The 20,481-nt window shown below is 51.1% G+C and carries 16 protein-coding genes and 1 pseudogene; 8 read left to right on the top strand and 9 right to left on the bottom strand.

The window, feature by feature from the left end:
• Positions 1-67: 67 nt before the first annotated feature.
• The 9 genes and pseudogenes from FMS18_RS11440 to FMS18_RS21070 form a co-directional block, all read right to left on the bottom strand.
• Positions 68-733 carry a phosphate propanoyltransferase gene (locus FMS18_RS11440; RefSeq protein ID WP_203544613.1) on the bottom strand — a complete coding sequence of 222 codons (666 nt, stop codon included), beginning with the start codon at positions 731-733 and terminating at the stop codon, positions 68-70.
• Positions 734-892: 159 nt separating this feature from the next.
• Positions 893-1,177 (bottom strand): ethanolamine utilization microcompartment protein EutM, encoded by a 285-nt coding sequence (gene eutM / locus FMS18_RS11445; protein WP_136674136.1) that lies wholly within the window; start codon positions 1,175-1,177, stop codon positions 893-895.
• A 102-nt stretch (positions 1,178-1,279) separates the two neighbouring features.
• Complete coding sequence (locus tag FMS18_RS11450; protein WP_163294616.1) at positions 1,280-2,725, bottom strand: acetaldehyde dehydrogenase (acetylating); 1,446 nt, start codon at positions 2,723-2,725, stop codon at positions 1,280-1,282.
• Positions 2,726-2,729: 4 nt separating this feature from the next.
• The gene (locus FMS18_RS20990) at positions 2,730-3,377 is read right to left on the bottom strand and encodes a BMC domain-containing protein (RefSeq protein ID WP_163294618.1); all 648 of its coding nucleotides are present in this window, start codon (positions 3,375-3,377) and stop codon (positions 2,730-2,732) included.
• Positions 3,378-3,478: 101 nt separating this feature from the next.
• Positions 3,479-4,408: a choline TMA-lyase-activating enzyme gene (cutD, locus tag FMS18_RS11460; RefSeq protein WP_163294620.1), complete on the bottom strand. Its 930-nt coding sequence runs from the start codon at positions 4,406-4,408 to the stop codon at positions 3,479-3,481.
• 67 nt (positions 4,409-4,475) lie between these two features.
• Positions 4,476-7,028, bottom strand: coding sequence for a choline trimethylamine-lyase (cutC, locus tag FMS18_RS11465; protein ID WP_163294622.1), 2,553 nt, complete (start codon positions 7,026-7,028; stop codon positions 4,476-4,478).
• Positions 7,029-7,058: 30 nt separating this feature from the next.
• A complete protein-coding gene (locus FMS18_RS11470; protein ID WP_163294624.1) occupies positions 7,059-8,546 on the bottom strand; it encodes an aldehyde dehydrogenase family protein in 1,488 nt (495 codons plus the stop codon).
• A 62-nt stretch (positions 8,547-8,608) separates the two neighbouring features.
• Positions 8,609-8,893 (bottom strand): BMC domain-containing protein, encoded by a 285-nt coding sequence (locus tag FMS18_RS21065; protein WP_275405829.1) that lies wholly within the window; start codon positions 8,891-8,893, stop codon positions 8,609-8,611.
• A gap of 96 nt (positions 8,894-8,989) precedes the next feature.
• Positions 8,990-9,226: pseudogene (locus FMS18_RS21070) on the bottom strand (BMC domain-containing protein); the annotation flags it as partial.
• Positions 9,227-9,980: 754 nt separating this feature from the next.
• Here FMS18_RS21070 and FMS18_RS11480 point away from each other — a divergent pair.
• The 8 genes from FMS18_RS11480 to torD all read left to right on the top strand — a co-directional run bounded on the left by FMS18_RS11480 (position 9,981) and on the right by torD (position 20,343).
• Positions 9,981-11,066: a hypothetical protein gene (locus tag FMS18_RS11480; RefSeq protein WP_163294628.1), complete on the top strand. Its 1,086-nt coding sequence runs from the start codon at positions 9,981-9,983 to the stop codon at positions 11,064-11,066.
• Positions 11,066-11,332, top strand: a complete 267-nt coding sequence (locus tag FMS18_RS11485; protein ID WP_163294630.1) for a hypothetical protein — start codon at positions 11,066-11,068, stop codon at positions 11,330-11,332. Before FMS18_RS11480 ends, FMS18_RS11485 begins: the two co-directional genes overlap by 1 nt.
• A 147-nt stretch (positions 11,333-11,479) precedes the next feature.
• On the top strand, positions 11,480-12,331 hold the full coding sequence (locus FMS18_RS11490) for a MerR family transcriptional regulator (protein WP_163294632.1): 852 nt from the start codon (positions 11,480-11,482) through the stop codon (positions 12,329-12,331).
• 239 nt (positions 12,332-12,570) lie between these two features.
• Entirely contained in the window at positions 12,571-14,238 is a 1,668-nt protein-coding gene (locus FMS18_RS11495) for an FmdE family protein (RefSeq protein WP_239061021.1), read from the top strand.
• Between the two features lie 20 nt (positions 14,239-14,258).
• Positions 14,259-16,772, top strand: a complete 2,514-nt coding sequence (locus FMS18_RS11500) for a transporter substrate-binding domain-containing protein (RefSeq protein WP_163294634.1) — start codon at positions 14,259-14,261, stop codon at positions 16,770-16,772.
• A 3-nt stretch (positions 16,773-16,775) separates the two neighbouring features.
• A complete protein-coding gene (locus FMS18_RS11505; protein ID WP_163294636.1) occupies positions 16,776-18,212 on the top strand; it encodes a sigma-54 dependent transcriptional regulator in 1,437 nt (478 codons plus the stop codon).
• A gap of 316 nt (positions 18,213-18,528) precedes the next feature.
• Complete coding sequence (locus tag FMS18_RS11510) at positions 18,529-19,668, top strand: NapC/NirT family cytochrome c (RefSeq protein ID WP_163294638.1); 1,140 nt, start codon at positions 18,529-18,531, stop codon at positions 19,666-19,668.
• A 9-nt stretch (positions 19,669-19,677) separates the two neighbouring features.
• Entirely contained in the window at positions 19,678-20,343 is a 666-nt protein-coding gene (gene torD / locus FMS18_RS11515) for a molecular chaperone TorD (RefSeq protein ID WP_163294640.1), read from the top strand.
• The last annotated feature ends 138 nt before the right edge of the window (positions 20,344-20,481 follow it).

Below are 20,481 nucleotides of genomic sequence, written 5' to 3' on the forward strand. Positions count from 1 at the left end.
TTTTCAAAAAGGGCTTAAGCCGCCGGAGGCGAAATCTTTCAATCAAAGCGCGAAGCGCCTCAAATCCCTATCTTACAATCTTACCGGTAACAGACTTGTTCCAGCCTGCGCTGTTGCCTTCATCGGGATCGATGTGCATAGCCAGTTTGAACGAAGGATGTACGCGGCAGACAACGTCTTCGAGAATAACCGGACGGTCACTTTCAAGGCGAACACTGACGCGGTCGTTGTCTTTCACGCCGAACTTGTCTCCGTCTTCGGGAGCCATGTGAATATGGCGTGCAGCCACGATAACGCCTTCTTCGAGACCGACAATTCCGGTCTGGGAAGCGAGGATGATACCGGGAGTTCCGGCAACATCGCCGCTTTGGCGAACCGGAGCTTTAATACCAAGGGTACGGGCTTCGGTGTTTGAAATTTCTACCTGTGAAGCGGAACGTGCGGGTCCGAGTACAGCAACGTTGTCCATTACGCCTTTGGGGCCGATGAGGCGCACACGCTCTTCGCAAAGAAACTGACCGGGCTGGGAAAGTTCACGAACCGGGGTCAGAGGTTTGCCGTAAAGCTCAAGGGCGTCCTGCTCGCTGAGGTGAACGTGACGGGCGGAAAGTTCTACGGGGATAGGCTCGGTTGCTCCGGTGGATACGGAAACATGCGGAGCTTCGGTCTTCAACTGGTCGATTACGCCTTTGATGACCCCTTCCATGATATCGTTAATGACTTGTTCGTTCATGCTCATTTCTGTGTGAAAAAAATTGTCCGTTCTGATCAGGTATCGCGCAACGCGCGGTACGGCCTATTCGATTACGGCCGGGGAAGGAAAGAGCATGCGGGCAAAGCTTTCCTTCCCCGGCCTTGATGGTTCCGGCAAGCCGGAACCATTCAAGACTAATTAACCTTCAGACTTAGGAAGGATGATTTCAACTTCGCCGTGGGGGCGGGGGATTACGTGTACGCTGATGAGTTCACCAACGTTCTGAGCTGCTGCTGCGCCAGCGTCAGTTGCAGCTTTAACAGCACCAACATCGCCACGAACCATAACGGTTACGAGACCGCCGCCAACCTGAGTCTTACCGACCAGAGTTACGTTTGCAGCTTTTACCATTGCATCAGCAGCTTCAACAGCGCCAACGAGACCTTTGGTTTCAATCATACCCAGTGCGTTCAATGAGGACATTTTAGTTCTCCTTTAAATTGATTTATCAGCCTTTCGGCCACCCTCTAATCCCTGTACGGGAATAGCTATTTATATTTTCGAGCGGGAAGTTATTGCTTCCTGCTATACCATCTGCTTGAGCTGCTCGACGATCATGGCAGTGATAGCCTGAACATCGATGGAATCGGAATCAGATGCATGAGCCGCAGGAGCGGATTCACAAGATACGTTTCCGAGATCGTATGCCATTCTTCTCACGTTCATGAGGTTGAGCGGGGTTACGTTATCGGAAGTGGAACTTCCGCCTACAGTACCGCAACCAAGGGTAAAGGAGGGGAAGAGAGAAGTAGTGAGGCCTACAGCACCGTGGGTGGACGGAGTGTTAACCAGCATTCTGGAAACAGGCTTCTTCATACCGAATTCACGGATAACTTCTTCATTCTTGGAATGGATGGCCAGAGAATGACCGATGCCGCCGTTTTCCAGCAGCGCGTGACACATCTCGCAAGCACCTTTCCAATCTTCAACAACGTAGAAACCGAGCAGCGCGGTAAGTTTTTCCTTAGAGAAAGGATACTTGTGACCGACACCTTTTTCGTCAGAGACGAGCAGGCGGGTTCCGGCAGGCACGGAGATTCCGGCCAGCTTGGCAATGTAGCAGGCATCGCGGCCTACGATTGCGGGGTTCATGGAACCGTTGCCACGTTCCATGACAGCTTTAACCTTGGTCAGGTCTTCGCCGTAAAGGAAGTAACCGCCCTGGGCGATAACTTCAGCTTTGACCTGCTCGGCAATGCAGGACTCAGTGATAATGGACTGCTCGGATGCGCAGACGGTTCCGTTATCAAAGGTCTTACTTGCAAAAATCTTGGTGACCGCATCTTTAATGTCAGCGGATCTTTCGATGTAGGCGGGGACGTTACCAGCACCTACGCCGAGAGCGGGGGTACCGGAGCTGTATGCAGCCTTAACCATACCCGGACCGCCGGTTGCAAGAATGAGATCGGAAACTTTCATGAGCTCGCCGCTACCCTGAATGGTGGGCACGCTCATGACGCTGACCAGATCTTCACTTACGCCGCAGTCGTGCAGCACGGAACGGATAATTTCAACAGTCTTGCCGATGCATTTTTTTGCGCTGGGGTGCGGGGTGAACACAATTGCGTTCCCGGACTTCAAGGCAATCATGGATTTGTAGATAGTCGTAGACGTGGGGTTGGTGGAGGGAACGATCCCTGCAATAACACCCATGGGAACGGCGATCTCGACAATCTTCTTTTCCTTGTCGTCGCAAAGCACACCGATGGTCTTCATATCTTTGATAGCTTCGTAAAGGCTCTGACTTGCAAGAATGTTCTTGGTCTTCTTGTCTTGAACCTTACCAAAACCGGTCTCTTCAACAGCGAGTGCTGCAAGGCATTCCGCCTGAGCGTAAGCTGCTTCGGAAATAGCCTTTACAATGCCGTCAACCTGTTCCTGAGTCATTTCCACCAGATCAGCCTGTGCTGTTTTAGCGGCACGAACCAGTGAACGGGCTTCTTGAATGGACAATAAATCCTTGTCTACCATTGGATTACTCCTCTATCTGCCTGGTAACATTTATAATCGCGTCAATAAGTGTCTTCTTGGTGGCTTTCTTAACCTCTTCATTAGTCAAGGAAATACCGTCCAAGTTTCTGGCAATCTGCCGGACCTTACTGATTTTCATTTTCCTGAGTTCCGCGGCCCGGTACTTCGGGGATTCCTCTGCCGGGGCAACTTCCTTTACTTCGGGAGCAGCCGGGGCTTCAGGTGCGAACTCCTGCACTGCCGGGGCTTCAGACTTCTCTTTCGGAGATTCTAGAGCTTCGACTTTTTCTTCCGCGGGAGCAGGCTCAGCCTGCTCTGCCGCAGAAGCGGGCGATTGTGCTACTTCCCGTGAAATTTCTTCAGCTTCCACAACCGGCATGCCAGTTGCGATAATCTTGTCCAGTTCATCGTAAGGACGAGCGATTACGTGACGGGAAACCAACTCTGCACCTTCGATTCGTGCGATGGCTGCTGCCCCGGCCTCAACAGAGGCCTGTACAGCGGAAACCTCACCGCTGACTGTGATGGTCACCAGCCCGCCGCCGGAAATATTCTTTTCCAAAAGATTTACTGCGGCAGCCTTAAGCATTGCATCTGCACCTTCGATGGCGGCCAGCAGTCCTTTTGTTTCAATGAATCCAAGTGAGTTCATAGCTATGTTCTCCCTAATCGCTGATTTGAACGAATCTCTCGCCCAAAAATAAATTCTTTTTTTTAATCAAATCCACATGGATAGATTTGATTGGCGTTGGCTTAGTGTCTGATCACTGAGACCGGAAAATTGTATTTACTGATGGCCTGCTCAATGCGTTCGAGATCGGCATTGCTCAGTTTGGGGTCACCTTCCACCGGGTATTCCCATCCCATCTGGGTGTACTTGTTAACGCCCATCTTGTGGTAAGGAAGCAGATCCACCCCTTTGAAATTTTTATGTTCCTGATAAGGCTTGAGCATTTCCACAAGTTGCAGGATTTCTTCTTCACCGTCGTTTACACCTTTGAGCATGGGCATTCTGATTCTGACGTTGTACCTGTTTTCAAGGAGCCAGATCAGGTTGCCGAGGATCATCTCATTACGCACACCGGTGATTTCGCGGTGGCGTTCGGAATTCATATGTTTGACGTCGAAAAGAAAGAGGTCCACGAAGGGGGCTACTTTTTCGATCACTTCGGGACGGGCGTAACCGCAGGTTTCGATGGCAGTATTGATGCCGTTCTGCTTACAGGCCTGAAGCAGGCTGGCCGCTGCTTCGGGCTGGGAAAGAACTTCACCGCCGCCGAGAGTCACGCCGCCGCCGGAAGTTTCGTAAAACGGGCGGTCTTCTTCGATAATCTCGAGCAGTTCGGAAATGGTCTTTGATTCACCAACAATTGCCAGTGCACTTTGCAGGCAGGCGTTTTCACATTTGCGGCAGCCTACACATTCGACATCGCGGTCGATGAAATGTTTTCCTGCTCCGTCGATCTTATGAACGCCGACGGGACAGACGGAGACACACGCTCCGCAGTTGATACATTGATCCTTTTTAAAAAGGATCTCGTATCTTTTATACTGACCCTCGGGATTTGAGCACCATTCACAGCGCAGGGGGCACCCCTGAAAGAATACGAGAGTTCTCACTCCCGGTCCGTCATGCATATTGTACTTCTGTACGTTGAATATCTGAGCTTTTCTTTCAATCACGGTACTTATCTCTTGCTGTATTATTACTTCAAATCCCGAGGGTCTTTTATTCAATCAATAGTCGGTACTAGAAAGTTTCCATCATAGTACGGCTGATGATTTCATCCTGTACGTCTTTGCAGAGCTCTACGAAGAATGCGGAGTAACCTGCAACGCGAACAACGAGATCACGGTACTTCTCGGGGTGCTTCTGAGCGTCGAGAAGAGTTGCGTTATCAAGGTAGTTGAACTGCATTTCACCGTTACCCAGAGTGTTTGCAGTACGCAGCAGGGTAATAAGTGAGTTTTCACCTTCCTGAGTATCAAGCAGGCCGGACATGATCTTGAAGTTGTGAACCATACCGAGGTTCATCATGTCGTTAGCCATCTTGGAAACAGACTTGATAACCGCGGTGGGTCCTTTGTAGTCCGCGCCCTGAGTCGGGCTGATACCGTCGGAAAGAGGCATCCAGGCATCACGTCCGTTAGCGGAAGCACCGAGGAGCTGACCGAACGGGGTGTTGTTGGAGATGGACAGGGTTCCGTGGCAGAGCACAGAGTACAGGGTCTTGTGCTTGCGGTGCTCCACTTCGGTAAAGTGAACGAGGTCTGCGCAGATCATATCTACGTAGTCATCATCGTTACCGTATTTAGGTGCAGCAAGGCAGTCGGCCTTGAGCTGGTCGTAACCCTTGAATTCAGCAACGAGAGCTTCGTTCATCTGAGCGAGGGTGTACTTCTTCTCGTCGAAGACCAGCTTTTTAATGGCTGCCATGGAGTCGGCGTAGGTTGCGAGACCGGACCAGACAACGCCGGGACCGAAGTTGTACATGGCGCCGCCGGAGGCTACGTCCTTGCCGGACTCCATGGTGCCTTCGTACATGAGGGACATGAGGGGTTTAGGAGCATGATCCCTATGAACGCGCTGGGAAATTACGGTTGCAACGTTGGTCCATTTGGTAACGTACTTGATCATTTCCTTAACAGCACCGTCGAATTTTTCGTAGGTGTCGTAAGCTTCAAGAGGACCGAAGTCGGGGCAGACCTGCTTGCCGTACCAGAGGGGCACACCGTGGTTCATGACCAGCTCGATGCAGATGGGCCACTGGGTGTAGGCAGTAGAAGTCCACTGGTAGAGACGACCGGATTTCTGAGGCTCAACACAACCCATGAGGCAGTAGTCGCGGGCATCTTCAATGGAAACGCCTTTAGCGAGCATCATTTTGATGTGTGCATCATCAAAGTGAACAGCGGGGAAACCCATACCTGCGCGGATAACTTCAACAATCTTCTTCAGATACTTCTGAGGAGATTTGGTATGAACACGGGTGGCCAGTGTGGGCTGGTAGATTTTAACGTGACGAACCGCGTCCATGAGCAGGTAGGTCAGATCGTTGGTTGCGTCGAAACCTTCGCGGGTAACACCACCGACGCACATGTTTACGAAAGGCTGGTAACCGGCAAAGAACTTGGAAGCATCTTCACTGGTGATCCACATCATTTCGGACATCTTAACGAGCATACAACCGGCGAGGTCGAAAGCTTCGTATTCAGTCATGCGGCCTGCTTCGAGGTCAGCCTTGAAGTAGGGGTACATGTACTGGTCAACACGGCCGATGGACATACCGGTCTGGTTTTCTTCAACAACCAGCAGGGACTCGATGGTCCAAACTGCCTGAACAGCTTCCCAGAAAGTCTCGGGCTTGTGTGCAGGTACGCGGGCGTTGACTTCAGAGATTTTGAGCAGTTCAGCTTTGCGCTTGGGATCAGTTTCCTGAGCTGCTTTCTGAGCTGCGTACTCGGAGAGACGCTTTGCGTAGATCATTACACCTTCAGCGGTGTCGATGATGGACTTGTAGAAGTAAATTTTATCGATATCTTCGGGAATATCGTAGTCGAGTTCCTCGAGGTGGGCCTGCGCTTCGGCTTTGATGTCGAGCATGCCTTTTTTCATCAGGATGACATCGTAACCGGGGTTGGAGTCACCACCACCGTTTACAGCGTGGTAGGAGCAGTCGGAAACATAGGATTCGCCGGAGAGTTCCCAGAGACCTGCTTCACGGTACTGACCTTCGCAGTACTCGTCGAGGGACTTGCTTTCCCAGAAGGGGAAAAGCTCTTCCTTCATGTATTTCTTGTCTTCTTCAGAAATATGGAAGGGGTCCTGTGGACGGTAAGCAATGGTTTCCAGCTCGTCTCTCATCCAGCGCCATGCGATTTCAGGAGAGAAAGAACCGCGACGGGGAGCACCGGTGGGGTTACCGACGATGAGTTCGTGGTCCTGAATTACCAGAGGAGCCTGTTCGCAGCATGCTTTGAAGCTCATACCGCGCAGGGTTGCCGGATGAATACCGGGGTTTGCCTTGGCGATTTCGGTCATAACGCGAGCGGACTCAACACTGATGGAGGGAACATGCTTAAGGAAGTTCTCTTTCAGCTTAAGGTGACGATCGGTGGGACCGTTGGGGATACCGTTAGTCTCGGTGCGAGTAGTGCAGGTTGCAGCAGCAGGTTGTCCTGCGCCTTCTTTGAATACCTCGGCAGAGACACCCTCAAAAATCTTTTTCAGTGAGGCGCGTTCAGCGTCGGAAAGGTTTTTGGTAGCTTCAGCAAGCTTGTTGGAAAAACTTTGAAGATCCACTGTATTTCCTCCGTTTAATGGATTTGATTCTTAGCGATCCGCTGGATCATCTATGGCTTCAATGGCCTTTTGCAGGATCTGTTGAATGACCTGCACCATATTGGAATCGTTTTCTTTGACTTTATATTGACCGCCTGCCTGACCATTCTGTTCCAGCACTTCTTCAGCACGTCTGACGCCGCAACCGACTTTTCTGATATAGATCAGATTCGCAGGTGAAACGTTATCGGAAGTGATTCCGAACCCGGCAGAAGAACTGCCCAGAGTCATTGAGGGGAACAGATTGGTGGTGGCCCCCATACCGCCGAAAGCAGCCGGGGTGTTGACCAGAAGTCGGCCGACAGGCTTCTTCAGCGCGAACTGGAGAATCACATCCTCATCTGCGGAGTGAATGACCAGTGTGTGGGCGTTCCTTTCGTGGAGCAGCAGCTCAATGCACTTTTCACAGGCGTGCATCCAGTCGTCTTCCACATAAAGGGCCAGAACAGGGGAAAGAAATTCTCTGTAATAGGGGTCGGTGTCGGAAACATATTTACGTTCCGCCACCAGCACGGTGGTAGTTTCGGGTACGCTGAAACCGGCTCTACGGGCCAGTGTCTGCGCGGCCTGCCCGGCCATGCCTTTCCTGCGCTGCCCGTCAGGCGCGATGAACAGTGCGGCAAGGGCTTCAGCCTCGCTTTCGGACATGAAATATGCCCCGCAGGAATTGAGAGAATGGCGTACATCAACGGCAACGCAGGAATCGACAACGATGGATTGCTCCGCTGAAGGAGCAATCCCGTTATCAAAAGTCTTGCTGGCAATGATATCTTTAACAGCCTGCCCAATGTCGGCAGAACGTTCGATAAAAGCCGGACCGTTGCCGGTTCCCCCGTAAATGACCGGTTTGCCGGTTTTCTGGGCATATTCGATCATCCCGGGAACTCCGGTGACCATGACCAGCGATATGTTCCTGTGATTCATCAGTTCACAGGTTCCGCTTTTTGTAACCGTCTCCAGATAGGAGAGGCAGCCTTCAGGAAGCCCGCAAGCTTCTCCGGCCTCGATCATGATATCCAGAACCCGGCCGATGCTCTTTACTGCACCGGGATGGGGGGAAAAAATAACACCGTTTCCAGATTTAATCGCAATCAGGGTATTATAAACCGTGGTTGAAACCGGACCGGTCACTGGACAGAGAGCTGCGATAACGCCAACGGGCACGCCGATGTCAGTAATCTTCTTCTGCGGGTCTTCATTGATAACACCCACACAGCGCATACCGCGCAATTCCTTACGGACCTGATTACAAACGAAGCGGTTTTTGACCAGCTTGTCCTGCCATTTGCCGCCGTCAGTCTCTTCATGAGACATGAGCGCCAGCTCCTCGGCATGCTCCTCAACCGCGTCCGCAAGCTGCTCGACTATTTCATCAAGCTTCTCCTGCGGGAAGGTTGCCAGCTTCTTCTGTGCTTCGTGAGCAACTTCCGCCAGAATTCTGGCTTGCTGGATGGAGAGCAAATCGTTGTCAACAATCATCGCTTACCCCTTTACCTGTGACTGAAACGTTACTTAATACCCGGCATCAACCAAAGCTTCACTTAAGGAAGCAGGTTGTCGATTGCGTAAATCTTGGTGATCTGTTCCAGATCGCGATGGGGTGTGGGGATAACGAGGGATGCGTATACTTTCGCTTCCATCTGTTCCACAGCTTTCACGCCGGCTTCAACAGCGGCCTGACATGCTGCCACATCACCCTGAACCAGTACGGAAATGTATCCGGAAGCAACGTTTTCGTAGCCGATGAGTTCTACGTCCGCGGCTTTCATCATGGCGTCTGCCGCCTCAAGGATGAAAACAATACCGAATGTTTCAATCAGACCCATAGCCCGAGGACGGGGGCCGGAGTAATCAGTTTCGTCCGTGGTCTCCACACCATGAACGGAAACGATATCGCCGACGCCACGAATGGGGCGGGGCATTACGTTCTGTGCGGTAAGTTCGCCGATTTCTTTTGCGGTAGCAGCACCTGCATCCACAGAAGCCTTAACGGCTGCAACATCACCCTTAACCATTACGGCTACGAGGGTAGAACCGATGTTTTCATAACCAACGAGTTTAACATCTGCTGTTTTAAGCATCTGATCCGCGCCGCCGATGGACGGAACCATTCCGAGAGTTTCGATAAGCCCGAGAGCTTCTTCGCCTTGATACCTCATGTAATCTCCATTGAGCTGGTATTGCAGTTCAAAACCATGACTTATGACTTTTGACGGATGCTTTTCTTAAGAATCCACCTTTTCCACATCCTGCAAACAGCGTAGCCCCTGACCTAAGGGGGAAGGTCAACAAAGATTTCACAAAATTAGCAACTTTTCTTGTAAGACCCTAAAAAGACAGACTTTTAAGGAATGACATTTTCGTCACGACAAAAAATTCGTGATTCTCAAAATCAACGACAGTATTTTCGTAATACCTTTTCTTGAATTTAATTATCATCAGGCAAAACTTGGGTTGAACCAATATTCAATTTCACAACAGCTTTACGACATTTGTTGTCAATTTACTGCACCGAAGGGTCTGTATAAGGACTGAATAGAGGATCTAATTTGTAACCCAAATGTAACAATAAAAACTTGCATTCAATCTAAAACAGGGTAGCTTAGGAGGTAATATGTGGAAAATATTTTCTAATTTCCGACACATCGAGATAAACACTTAAAATAAAAGGATATTTAAACACTTTACCAACTCCCAAACATATCATAACAAGAGTTTCTGAAGCTTGACTCAAAAAACCGCATTGACCTTCCCCTTAAGGGAAAGGATATAAATTAGAGAACTAGGACCTTCCCGCAAGGGGAAGGATGTTTTTTCCCTGCTAAGTGGAAGCGAATTCATAGACCAGTGATGTAAATGCAGGGATCGAGGGTGTGAATTTCAGATTAACTTTTAATGATTAAGGAGACGACCATGGGGGAAGCAACTATTGCAACCAACCCGGCAGCCGTCGCTGCAAAGCACAAGCTGGCGACCAGCTTTAAAAGAAAGGGTATTGTTATCGCCCTTCTTTCCGGACTGCTGTATGGTTTTTATACCGCGTTCATGACTCTGGGCATGTCTAAAGGTGTCTGGGTGGAATGGTACGGTGAAAATTCCGGACTGTCCGCTTTCGCGGTGATGTATCTTCTCGGTGCTCTGGGCGCGGCAACCACCGACACATGTAGCGCACTTTGGGCTCTCGGTATTGCTGGCTTTCGCGGCCGTTTCGCCGATTTTGTACGCTGTATCAAAACTAAACCCGGCATGGTAATGGTCGCTGCTGCAGTAATCGGTGGTCCTCTTGCAAGTACCGCTTATGTTGTAGGCCTTCAGCTTGCCGGCTCCCTCGTAGTTCCCATTGCCGCGCTCTGCCCGGCTGTAGGTGCTATTCTTGGCCGTTTCCTCTTTAAACAGGAACTCAACGCCCGCATGCTGCTCGGTATCGCCATCTGCTTTGGTGCCAGCTTCATGATCGGCTCCACCAGCCTCGATGGCGCAGGCGGCCCCGACATGATGCTCGGTCTCTTCTTCGGTTTCCTCGCAGCAGTATGCTGGGGTATTGAAGGTTGTGTCTGCGGTTACGGTACTTCCATGATCGACCCCGAAATCGGCATCACTATCCGTCAGGTTACCGCCGGTTTCTCCAACCTTTTCATTCTCGTACCCCTGTTCGGTTTCATCGCTCACGTTGATGCTTTCGGTATGGTTGTACAGTCCTTCACCGACAGCGAATCCATTATCTGGTTTGTACTGGCCGGTCTTTCCGCATACCTTACTTTCATGTACTGGTACAAAGGAAACGCCATGTGCGGTGCAGCTCTGGGTATGTCCTGCAACGGAACCTTCTCCTTCTGGGGTCCCTTCGTATGCTGGATAATCCTTGGTGTTGCCATGGGTATGGAAGGCTGGGCTATGCCTCCCGTCGCATGGGCTGCAGCTGTAATCATGGTAATCGGTATCTTCATCATCTCCATGAACCCCATGGATCTGCTCAAGAACAACGAGGAGGCAAAATAATGATCCCTCTTAACTACGCTATCCTTAAGCACTTCACCAAAGTAGAAGAAGCTTGCGCTGACTGCGTCATGGACGCCCTTAAAGATCAGTACGGAACATTCAAGGCCTTTAAAAAGCCCTCAGTCATCAACGCACTGATGACCGCCGAAGCAAATGGACTCATTGAAGAATCCCGCTTCGACCTCGACTCCAATCAGGAACTGCGCGTTTACTACCGCGCTCACGCTGAAGGAGCCGAAACAATCAATAACTACATCAAAGGTTAATAACCAAATACCTCACCGAAGTTAGGGGAGCTATCTCGAAAGAGACGCTCCCCGCTTTCATATCCAGAGGTACGTACATCAGCGCACGTAAAGATTCTGTTGAAATAATCTTCGAAATACCGGACCATATAACTGGAGGAGAGACCAGTGAAGTACAAGGAACGCTATTTCATAGGGGACATGAGCAAAATCTGTAACATCTCCAAAAAAGCACTGCGTTATTACGACCAGATAAATCTCATCCCCTCTCAGCGACACGATTACAATAACTATAGGTATTACACCCGGGAATCCCTGCTCTCAGTCCCGGTTATCAAATATTACAAGCAGATGGGTTTCACTCTCGAAGAGATGAAGGAATTCATCGAGGGCAGCGCGCAACACGTATTCAAATCCATCCAGCACTCGTTCCGGACCAAAATCAGGGAACTGGAGGACGAGCAGGAAAAAATCCGCCGCAGGCATGTATCAGTCAAAGACTGGTATGAACTGGTTCGCGAAGCGGAAATGGTAATTGACAACAATATTAACGAAGTTTCAATCAAGTACATTGAAAGCAGCGACCTGCTCTTTCAGAACCAGAAATTTGAAAACGACCTGCAATGGTCAATCATCAATCTTGAATTCACCCAGCATGTGGAAGATGTGAACAACGAGATAACCGGACCGGTCATCATCAATTTCTCATCCCGCAAAAACCGCATTGAAGGCGAAGATCAGGATATCACGATGCTGCAAAAGACAGTTGTCCCATGCAGCGAAGAAAACACATATGAATTCGGCGGAAGCATGATGCTCTCCTGCTACCACCTCGGTGCCCACGAAGACATCCATAAAACCTACATGAAGATGGAACGCTGGGCTGCCAACAACGGCTACATACTGGGTGAAGATTCCTTTGAGCGGTTTGTAACCGACTACTGGACCACCAGTAACAGTGATAAATTTGTAACCGAAGTCCTGATCAAATGCTCGCGGCACGGCGATCAGGAAACATAGTCCCGCACCTCAACACGCATTGAACATCGGCCCACTTCCTTATCGAAGCGGGCCTTTTTTATCGTCGTGTCCACTTTTTATGGACAATTTCGCCGTCCACCTGTCCCCTTTTTACGGACAAACTGACCACAAGAAGCACCCGCCTCAGCCCCTGGCATCACAACACTCTGAAATATAGACAATATTAGGCTTTGGTTCGCTCCTTGATTAGTGTTACTATATTTGATCAGGAGGTCTTAATGAGCGATCACGAAATAGAAATCAAAGGCGACGAACTGCCCATCGGCAACTATTCCTATAAAGAATTCAAAGACATGGCGACCCTGTTCCACAACTATCCCGCACCGGGACTGATGCTGGGCGGGTACATGATTGAAGCAGCCAAAACCCAAATACCGGAAGGAACACTCTACGAAGTTCTGGCTGAAACCCCGTGGTGCCTGCCGGATGCAGCCCAGATGCTGACGCCCTGCACCATCGGTAACGGCTGGCTCAAGGTGGAAAATCTCGGCAGATACGCGGTCACTCTTTACGACAAACATAGCGGTGAAGGGATACGTGTATCGGTTTGTCCGGAAAAAATGGACAAATACGGAGAGCTGAAAACATGGCTATACAAGCTTAAGCCCAAGCCGGAACAGGATACCGCACTGCTGCAACGCCAGATCGCCCTTGCCGGGGCCTCCATCTGCAATATGGAAAAAGTGACCGTTACTGACAGGGTCATGAAAAAACGGAGCAAGGGTAAGGTTCTGGACTGCCCGGTCTGCGGCGAACCTTATCCCCGTTACCACGGTGCCATCTGCCGTGCCTGTCAGGGAGACAGTCCTTACAAACAGATATTAGGCGACTCCACCGTAATCCCAAGTTTTCCCGGTTCCATCAAAACCGTGCCCATTGAAGAAGCCGTGGGCAAGGAAGCCATGCATGACATGACCCGCATTGAACCGGGCAAGAGCAAAGGCCCGGCTTTCCGTAAGGGGCATACTTTTGAAGTCGGCGATCTCTGCCGCTTGCAACGTATCGGCAAGAACTCAATATATGTGGCCGAATCCGAGCTGGGCGAGGACTGGGTACATGAAAACGATTGCGCCCGCAGTTTCGCAAAACTCATGTGCGGTGAAAATGTTGAGGTCCAAGGAGAACCCAAAGAAGGCAAGATGGAAATCATCTCTTCTGCCGCCGGGATGCTCACTGTGGATGTAGACCGTCTGGAAGCCTTCAATCACGTGCCCGGGGTAATGGCCGCCTGCCGCAAGGGCTACTCTCTGATATCCAAAGGAATCAGTATTGCCGGAACACGGGCCATCCCGCTTTTCCTGCAACGGGCCGAGTTCGACAAGGCCTTGCGTGTGCTTGAAGACGGTCCCATTTTCAATGTGAAACCGCTCCGCGCAGCCAAAGCCGGGGTACTTATCACCGGCAATGAAGTTTTCAACGGATTGATTCAGGACCGCTTCGAAGGCATTATCGCAGGCAAGCTGGCCACGCTTGGCAGCAGCATCGAGAAAACCGTGATCTGCCCGGATGACCGGGAACAGATTGCCGAGGCAGCCAAGGCATTGATAGAAACCGGCTGTGACCTGATCATCACCACCGCCGGACTTTCCGTGGACCCGGATGATGTGACCCGTCAAGGACTCATCGACGCGGGACTCGGCAACATCCTGCACGGTGCCCCCATCCTGCCCGGAGCCATGACCCTGCTGGGTAAAATCAACGGCATACAAACCATCGGAGTTCCGGCCTGCGCCCTGTTCCACAAGCATACCAGCATGGATCTGCTCCTGCCCCGTCTGCTGGCCGGGATTGAAATCAGCCGCAGCGACCTCGCAGCCATGGCTAACGGTGCCATGTGCATGGAATGCGCACACTGCTCATTCCCCAAATGTCCCTTCGGTAAATAGAAATTATTAAAGGATAATAAATGCGCGTATTTCCGGCCCTGTTTTTAATGCTCACCATCCTGTGGACGGTCCTTGCCGGACCGGCCGCAGGCAATGAAACCGCCGCCCTTGAGAGTGACCATGCTCCGGCTCTAATCAAGCTGGGAACCTGCATGAACTCATCTCCTTATGAATTTGTGGATAACAAGGGAAACTATTCGGGCATCACTGCTGATTATGTGCGACTGCTGAGTAAAAAACTGGGCCGGGAATTCAAACGCACCCGCTGCACGGATCAGGAACGCATGTTTCTTGCCGTGGAGCTGGGTGATGTGGATTTCATTCCACTGGTGGAACGGACCCCGGAACTGTTAAAAAATATGGACTTTATTTTTCCATACATCCAGCAGCCCACGGTAATAGTCACCCGCGAAAAATCCAGCTTCGGGAAAACCTTAAGTTCCCTGAAAGGCAAAACCATAGCCCTGCCTTACCGGGCCGGAGTGCGCACCTATATAAATAAACTTTACGGCAACAATATCTCACTGCTGTCCATAAACGGGCCGCCTTCTTCCACTCTTGAGGCTGTACTCATAGGCGATGCCGACGCAGCAGTGCTGGATCTTGCTGTAGCCGCCAATCTGCTGGAACGTGAACGTTTCGAGGATATGGAAATATCCGGTTTCACCGATTATGTTGCTGTGCGCGGTATGGCTGTTCGCAAAGGCATGGAACTTTTACGCACCGAGCTGCTCACCGCGCTGAATTCAGTCTCCCCGGAAGAACAATCTGAAATTCATGAAAGATGGTTCACCCCCGAAACAGTTCCCTTTTACAAAGATGACCGTCTGATCGCCTGGACCCTGATTATTTCAGGTCTCTGCCTCGGCGGCTTTGCCCTGATCCTCGGCTGGAACACCAGCCTGAAGAGCGTTGTGCGCAAGCGCACCGCCACCCTTGAAGCGGTTAACAACATGCTCATGCAGTCCATCACCGCCTCCACCGAGCAGGACACCTGTGAAATATGTCTGGCCCGCATACTTGAAGCCATTCAGGCCGAACTAGCCTTTCTTGCGGTACAGACTGACACGGGACTTGATATCCGCTGCACCAGCCCCGGCATAGATTTCGATTTCCTGCCCATCCACACTGAAACAGTAAAGGAAACCTGTGAAGATCAGAATGGGCAGATTGACCTGAACACATGCGCTGGCCGTAATTACGGAATCCCCCGCCATCTGATGCTGGTCCGTTTCCGCAACAGCAACCGGGAACAGCTTGTTGCCGGTATTGCCCGTGATGAAATTTTTTCCGATGAATCCGTACTGGTTTTCAAATCCCTTGTGCCCACCTTTGAGCAGGTCCTGAGCCGCAAGCGTGCGGAACTGCGCTTGCTGGAAAAGGATAAACAGATCCTGCGCGCCCAGCGCATGGAATCTCTGGGAACCATGGCCGGAGGAATCGCCCACGACTTCAACAACATCCTCGGGGCAATCATTGCCAACGGGGAAATGATTGAAATGTTCCACCAGCCTGAAGACAAGGGTATGACTGAAAAGGTCAGCGCCATACTAACTGCCGCCTACCGGGGCCGTGATGTTGTCCGGCAGGTGCTGGACTTTGCCCGCCCGCGTAATGAATCCGCCAAACCGTTAAAACTGGACGGACTGATTAAGGAAACTGAAAGTTTACTGCGTGCTTCCCTACCGCAGACCTGCAAGATCGACCTTGACCTTGAAGATGGAGTGGTCGTCATGGCCAACTCCACCCAGATTTCACAGGTGGTCATGAATTTGTGCATGAACGCGGCACAGGCCATGGACAAAGAAGGCGGCGAAATTAAAATCGGACTACGCACCGGAAACCGGGTTCCGCAGGACCTGATCAGCGGAACGGACATTGATCCCGAACGGGCGGTCATGATGCGGGTCCGCGATAACGGTCCGGGCATGGAAAAGGAAGTGCTGGACCGCATATTCGATCCCTTTTTCACCACCAAACCTCCGGGAGAAGGTACCGGGCTGGGACTGGCTGTGGTTGCCGGAATCGTGACCTCTTACGGTGGACGAATCAAAGTGGACAGCACTCCCGGCAAGGGAACCGAGTTCAGTATTTCATTTCCCATGTGTGAAGACATTCCGGCGGATGATGCCGAAGACTTCAAGGATTCCGAACACGGTTCCGGACGCATCCTTTTTGTGGACGACCAGCAGGACCTGCTGGAATCCTACACTGAAGTTTTGGAAAAATTCGGCTATTCCGTTAATCCTTTTTCCGACCCGCTGCTGGCCTTGGCTGCATTTAAAAACAACCCCGGATCATACAGCCTGATGCTCAGCGACTACAATATGCCTGGCATGTCCGGGGATGAGCTGTCCCGTAAAGTAATGGAAATCAGACCGGAGCTTCCGGTGGTCCTCTGCACAGGATACAGCTCCCGTTTTGATGAAAGCAAGGCTGAAGGGCTGGGGCTTGCCGCCCTGCTCAAAAAGCCGGTCAGTATCCGGGAACTTAATGAAGCTGTGGCAAAATTTATCGACCTCGGGGAGAAGTAAACAATGGCGCATGTACTGATTGTGGATGACGACAAGCCCACCTGTAATTTCCTTACCGAACTGATCCAGAACATAGGACACAGTGCGGAATCCGCCCATTCACTGGCAGATGGCATGCGCAAAGGATTATCCGGGGAATTCGATACCGTATTTCTTGATGTACGATTGCCGGACGGCAACGGGCTGGACCTGCTGCCCCGCTTGAAAGAACTTCCCGTAGCCCCGGAAGTGATCATCATGACCGGACAGGGTGACCCGGACGGCGTGGAACTGGCTATCCGCAACGGCGCATGGGATTATCTGCAAAAACCCCTTTCGCCTAAAAAAATTCTGCTGCCCCTGAAGCGGGTACTGCAATACCGCGACAATCTCGCTGCAAACATGAAACCGCAGCCCCCGACCAAACGGGCCGGAATTGTCGGCGAAAGCTTTGCCCTAAAAAAAGCCCTGAACTCCATGTGGGAAGCCGCGCGCAGCGACGCCGCAGTGCTCATCACCGGGGAAACCGGAACCGGAAAAGAACTCTTTGCCCGCGCCCTGCACGAAAACAGCCCCCGCTCGACCAAGCGATTTGTAACAGTAGACTGCGCAGCCATCCCGGAAAACCTCATTGAAAGCACTCTTTTCGGACATGTCAAAGGAGCCTTCACCGGAGCGGATCAGGCCAGCGGCGGACTTATTCGCGAAGCTGACGGCGGAACCCTTTTCCTTGATGAAATCGGGGAACTCCCCTTAGAAAGCCAGCGTAAGTTCCTGCGAGTTTTGCAGGAAAAAAAATTTCGACCCGTGGGTGGAAGGGATGAAGTCTACAGTGATTTCAGGCTGGTAGCCGCCACCAACCAGAATTTAAATGAAATGGCAGCCCATGCAACTTTCCGCAGTGATCTGCTCTACCGTTTGCAGACCATGACTATCCATCTGCCCCCCCTGCGCGAACGTCTGGAAGATCTTGAACTATTGACTGAGCATTTCAACTCCCGCATTGCGGAACGTTATCGCACAGCACTCAAAAAGATTTCCCCCGAAGCCCTTGAAATTTTAAAAGAACACCAATGGACCGGAAATATTCGTGAGCTTGCAGGAACCTTGGAAAGTGCGTTTATCGCTGCCAGCAACGAACCTCTGATTTTTCAGCATCATCTGCCGGAACGGTTGCGTACTGCTGCGATCCAATCCCGCTTGAATGTTGCGGAACAAACCCCGGTCAGCGAGATTGAAACGCTTTACCAAGAGCCGCACTCCCTCACGCAGGACGACAAGTCCGCCACTCCGCCCACCTACAAAGATTTCAAGCAGGATGCGCTTAGCCGTCTCGAGTACGAGTACCTGAACCGGGTGCTGACCTATACCAATTGGAATATCAATCAGGCCTGCGAAATTACCGGTTTGGGCCGCAGCCGTTTGTATTCTCTTTTAAAGAAGCACGAAATCAGCAGATAAGAAGGTTTGATGCGCTTAGCGCTTTTATTAAAATGATTTCGCCTCCGGCGACTTAAACCCTTTTTGAAAAAAGGGTTTAAGAATCCCAAAAACTTTTTTTAAGCTTCGCTGTCCAGCTTTTTTGGACACCTGTCCATTTCAAAAGGACATCCTGTCTTTATTTTTCGTACAGTCCATTTTCATCGAACAGCCACAACAAGCATATCTTCTCGTAAACATCTGGATAAACAGTAAATTAAAAAGATAACAAAACTGGCATCCCCGTTGCTTTTAAGCGGTATCCGCACAGCGGAAACCAAGCATCTCGGAGGAAGCTATGAAGATTTTGAAGTTTGCTAATTGGATTCAGGCAGCAATTGCTCTGGCAGTTGTAACCAGCCTTTTTGTTGCCGGGTCCACTTATGCTACTGACGGAAAAGACACGGACATGGAAGAGAATTTCTGCATGTCCTGCCACGAAATGAAGGAAAACGTCCTTCCCGGTTACAAAAAAAGCACCCATTATATAAATAGATCAGGTGTACGCGCCGAGTGTACTTCCTGCCACCTGCCTGAAGATTTCGTACCCATGATGGTCCGCAAGGCTCAAGCTGCCCGTGAGGTAGTCCAGTCCCTGCGCGGAGTTCTCGATACCCCTGAAAAATTTGAAAAAGAACGGCTGCGCATGGCAAAAAGCGTCTGGGCGGAAATGGAAGCCAATGATTCCCGCGAATGCCGCTCCTGCCACAACAAACAAGCCTTTGATTTCAGCAAATTCAAAAAGCCCGAAGATGCCAAGCGCATGGAAAAAGGTCTTTCCGAAGGCCAGACCTGTATCAACTGCCACAAAGGTATCGTGCACAAACTCCCGGATATGTCTTCCGGATTCAAGGCAGTCTTTGACGAGTTGAAGACCGAAGCCGCAGACAACGGACTGGGCAGTAAAGAACAATACCCCATCAAGATTATTCCCCTGTTCAAGGAAAAAGACGGGCGTCCCGCAGGTAAAATCCTGCCCGCCACCAAGCTGACCGTTCTGGAAAAAGACGGCGACTGGGCCAAAATCAGCATCCACGGCTGGCAGCAGGACGGTGTTGAAGCCATGATTTACGAAGAACAGGGCAAACGCATTTTCTCCGCCGGTCTGTCGAAAAAAATCAAAGGCGATGTTGTTCAATCCAACACCATGACCGACCCGGACACCGAACAGGTCTGGCATGAAGCAAATCTCATCTGCTGGGTCAAAACCGCAGACATGATCCCCTCCTGTGCACCGCTCTGGAATTACGGCAGCGAAATGCTGACCAGTGCTTGCAGTACCTGCCACAGTGCCACTCCCCCGGCCCATTTCAAGGCCAACCAGTGGATCGGCAACCTCAAGGCCATGAAGCATAACCTTTCCCTGTCCAAGGAAGAGTACCGCTTCTTCCTCAAATATCTGCAAATGCACGCATCGGACATGGGCGGAACCCATTAGGAGAGAGTCATGAACGTAACAACAGAACTTAATTTCGAAGAACAACGGACCGTTGCCTACCGCTGGTTGTCCAGCCTGTTCATGCGTGAGCTGAACCGGGAGCAGCTCGACTCCTACCGCGCAGGCGAAAACAGCCGGTTCCCTGAAACAGTGTCCGCGTTCACCGGAAAGAATGAAGCTCTTGAAAGGGTAACCTCCGAATTAGGAAAGACACATACCGACGATTCAATCCTCGACTTAGCCAGTGAATACGGCCGCCTGTTTCTCGGGGCAGGCGGCCCGCTGGCCGTGCCTCCCTACGAGTCTTTCTTCACCAGCGAGAGCAACACGACCCACCAGCAGGCTGAAACCGAGGTTTCCAAACTGATGGCCGAATACGGCATCGGGGTTAACGGTTCATTTACCGAACCTGCGGACCACGTGGCAGTCCTGCTGGAATTCATGGCCTTTTTAAGCACTGAGCAGGAAGAAACCGAGGATACAACAGTTGCTTTTGCCCGCAGCAAATCATTCCTCGAAACACATCTGCTGAACTGGATTCCCGACTTCGCAAACACCTGCAAAGAGGTCGAGCCGGAAGGGTTCTACACCAGCGCAGCTGAGCTGACAGCGGATTTTCTGCAAGCCGACCAAAACTGGCTGGAATCTAAACTGAACAGCACCCAGCCCCAATAACGCACAAACAAACGTCAACAACGGCGAAGCCCAATAAAAGTTTTTGGGATTCTTAAACCCTTTTTTCAAAAAGGGTTTAAGCCCGCCGGGAGGCTCCCCGAAGGGCCGCCGGAGGCATCTTTTAATTAATCTGGAGGA

The sequence above is a fragment of the Desulfovibrio sp. JC022 genome, assembly GCF_010470665.1.
Classification (GTDB): Bacteria; Desulfobacterota; Desulfovibrionia; order Desulfovibrionales; family Desulfovibrionaceae; genus Maridesulfovibrio.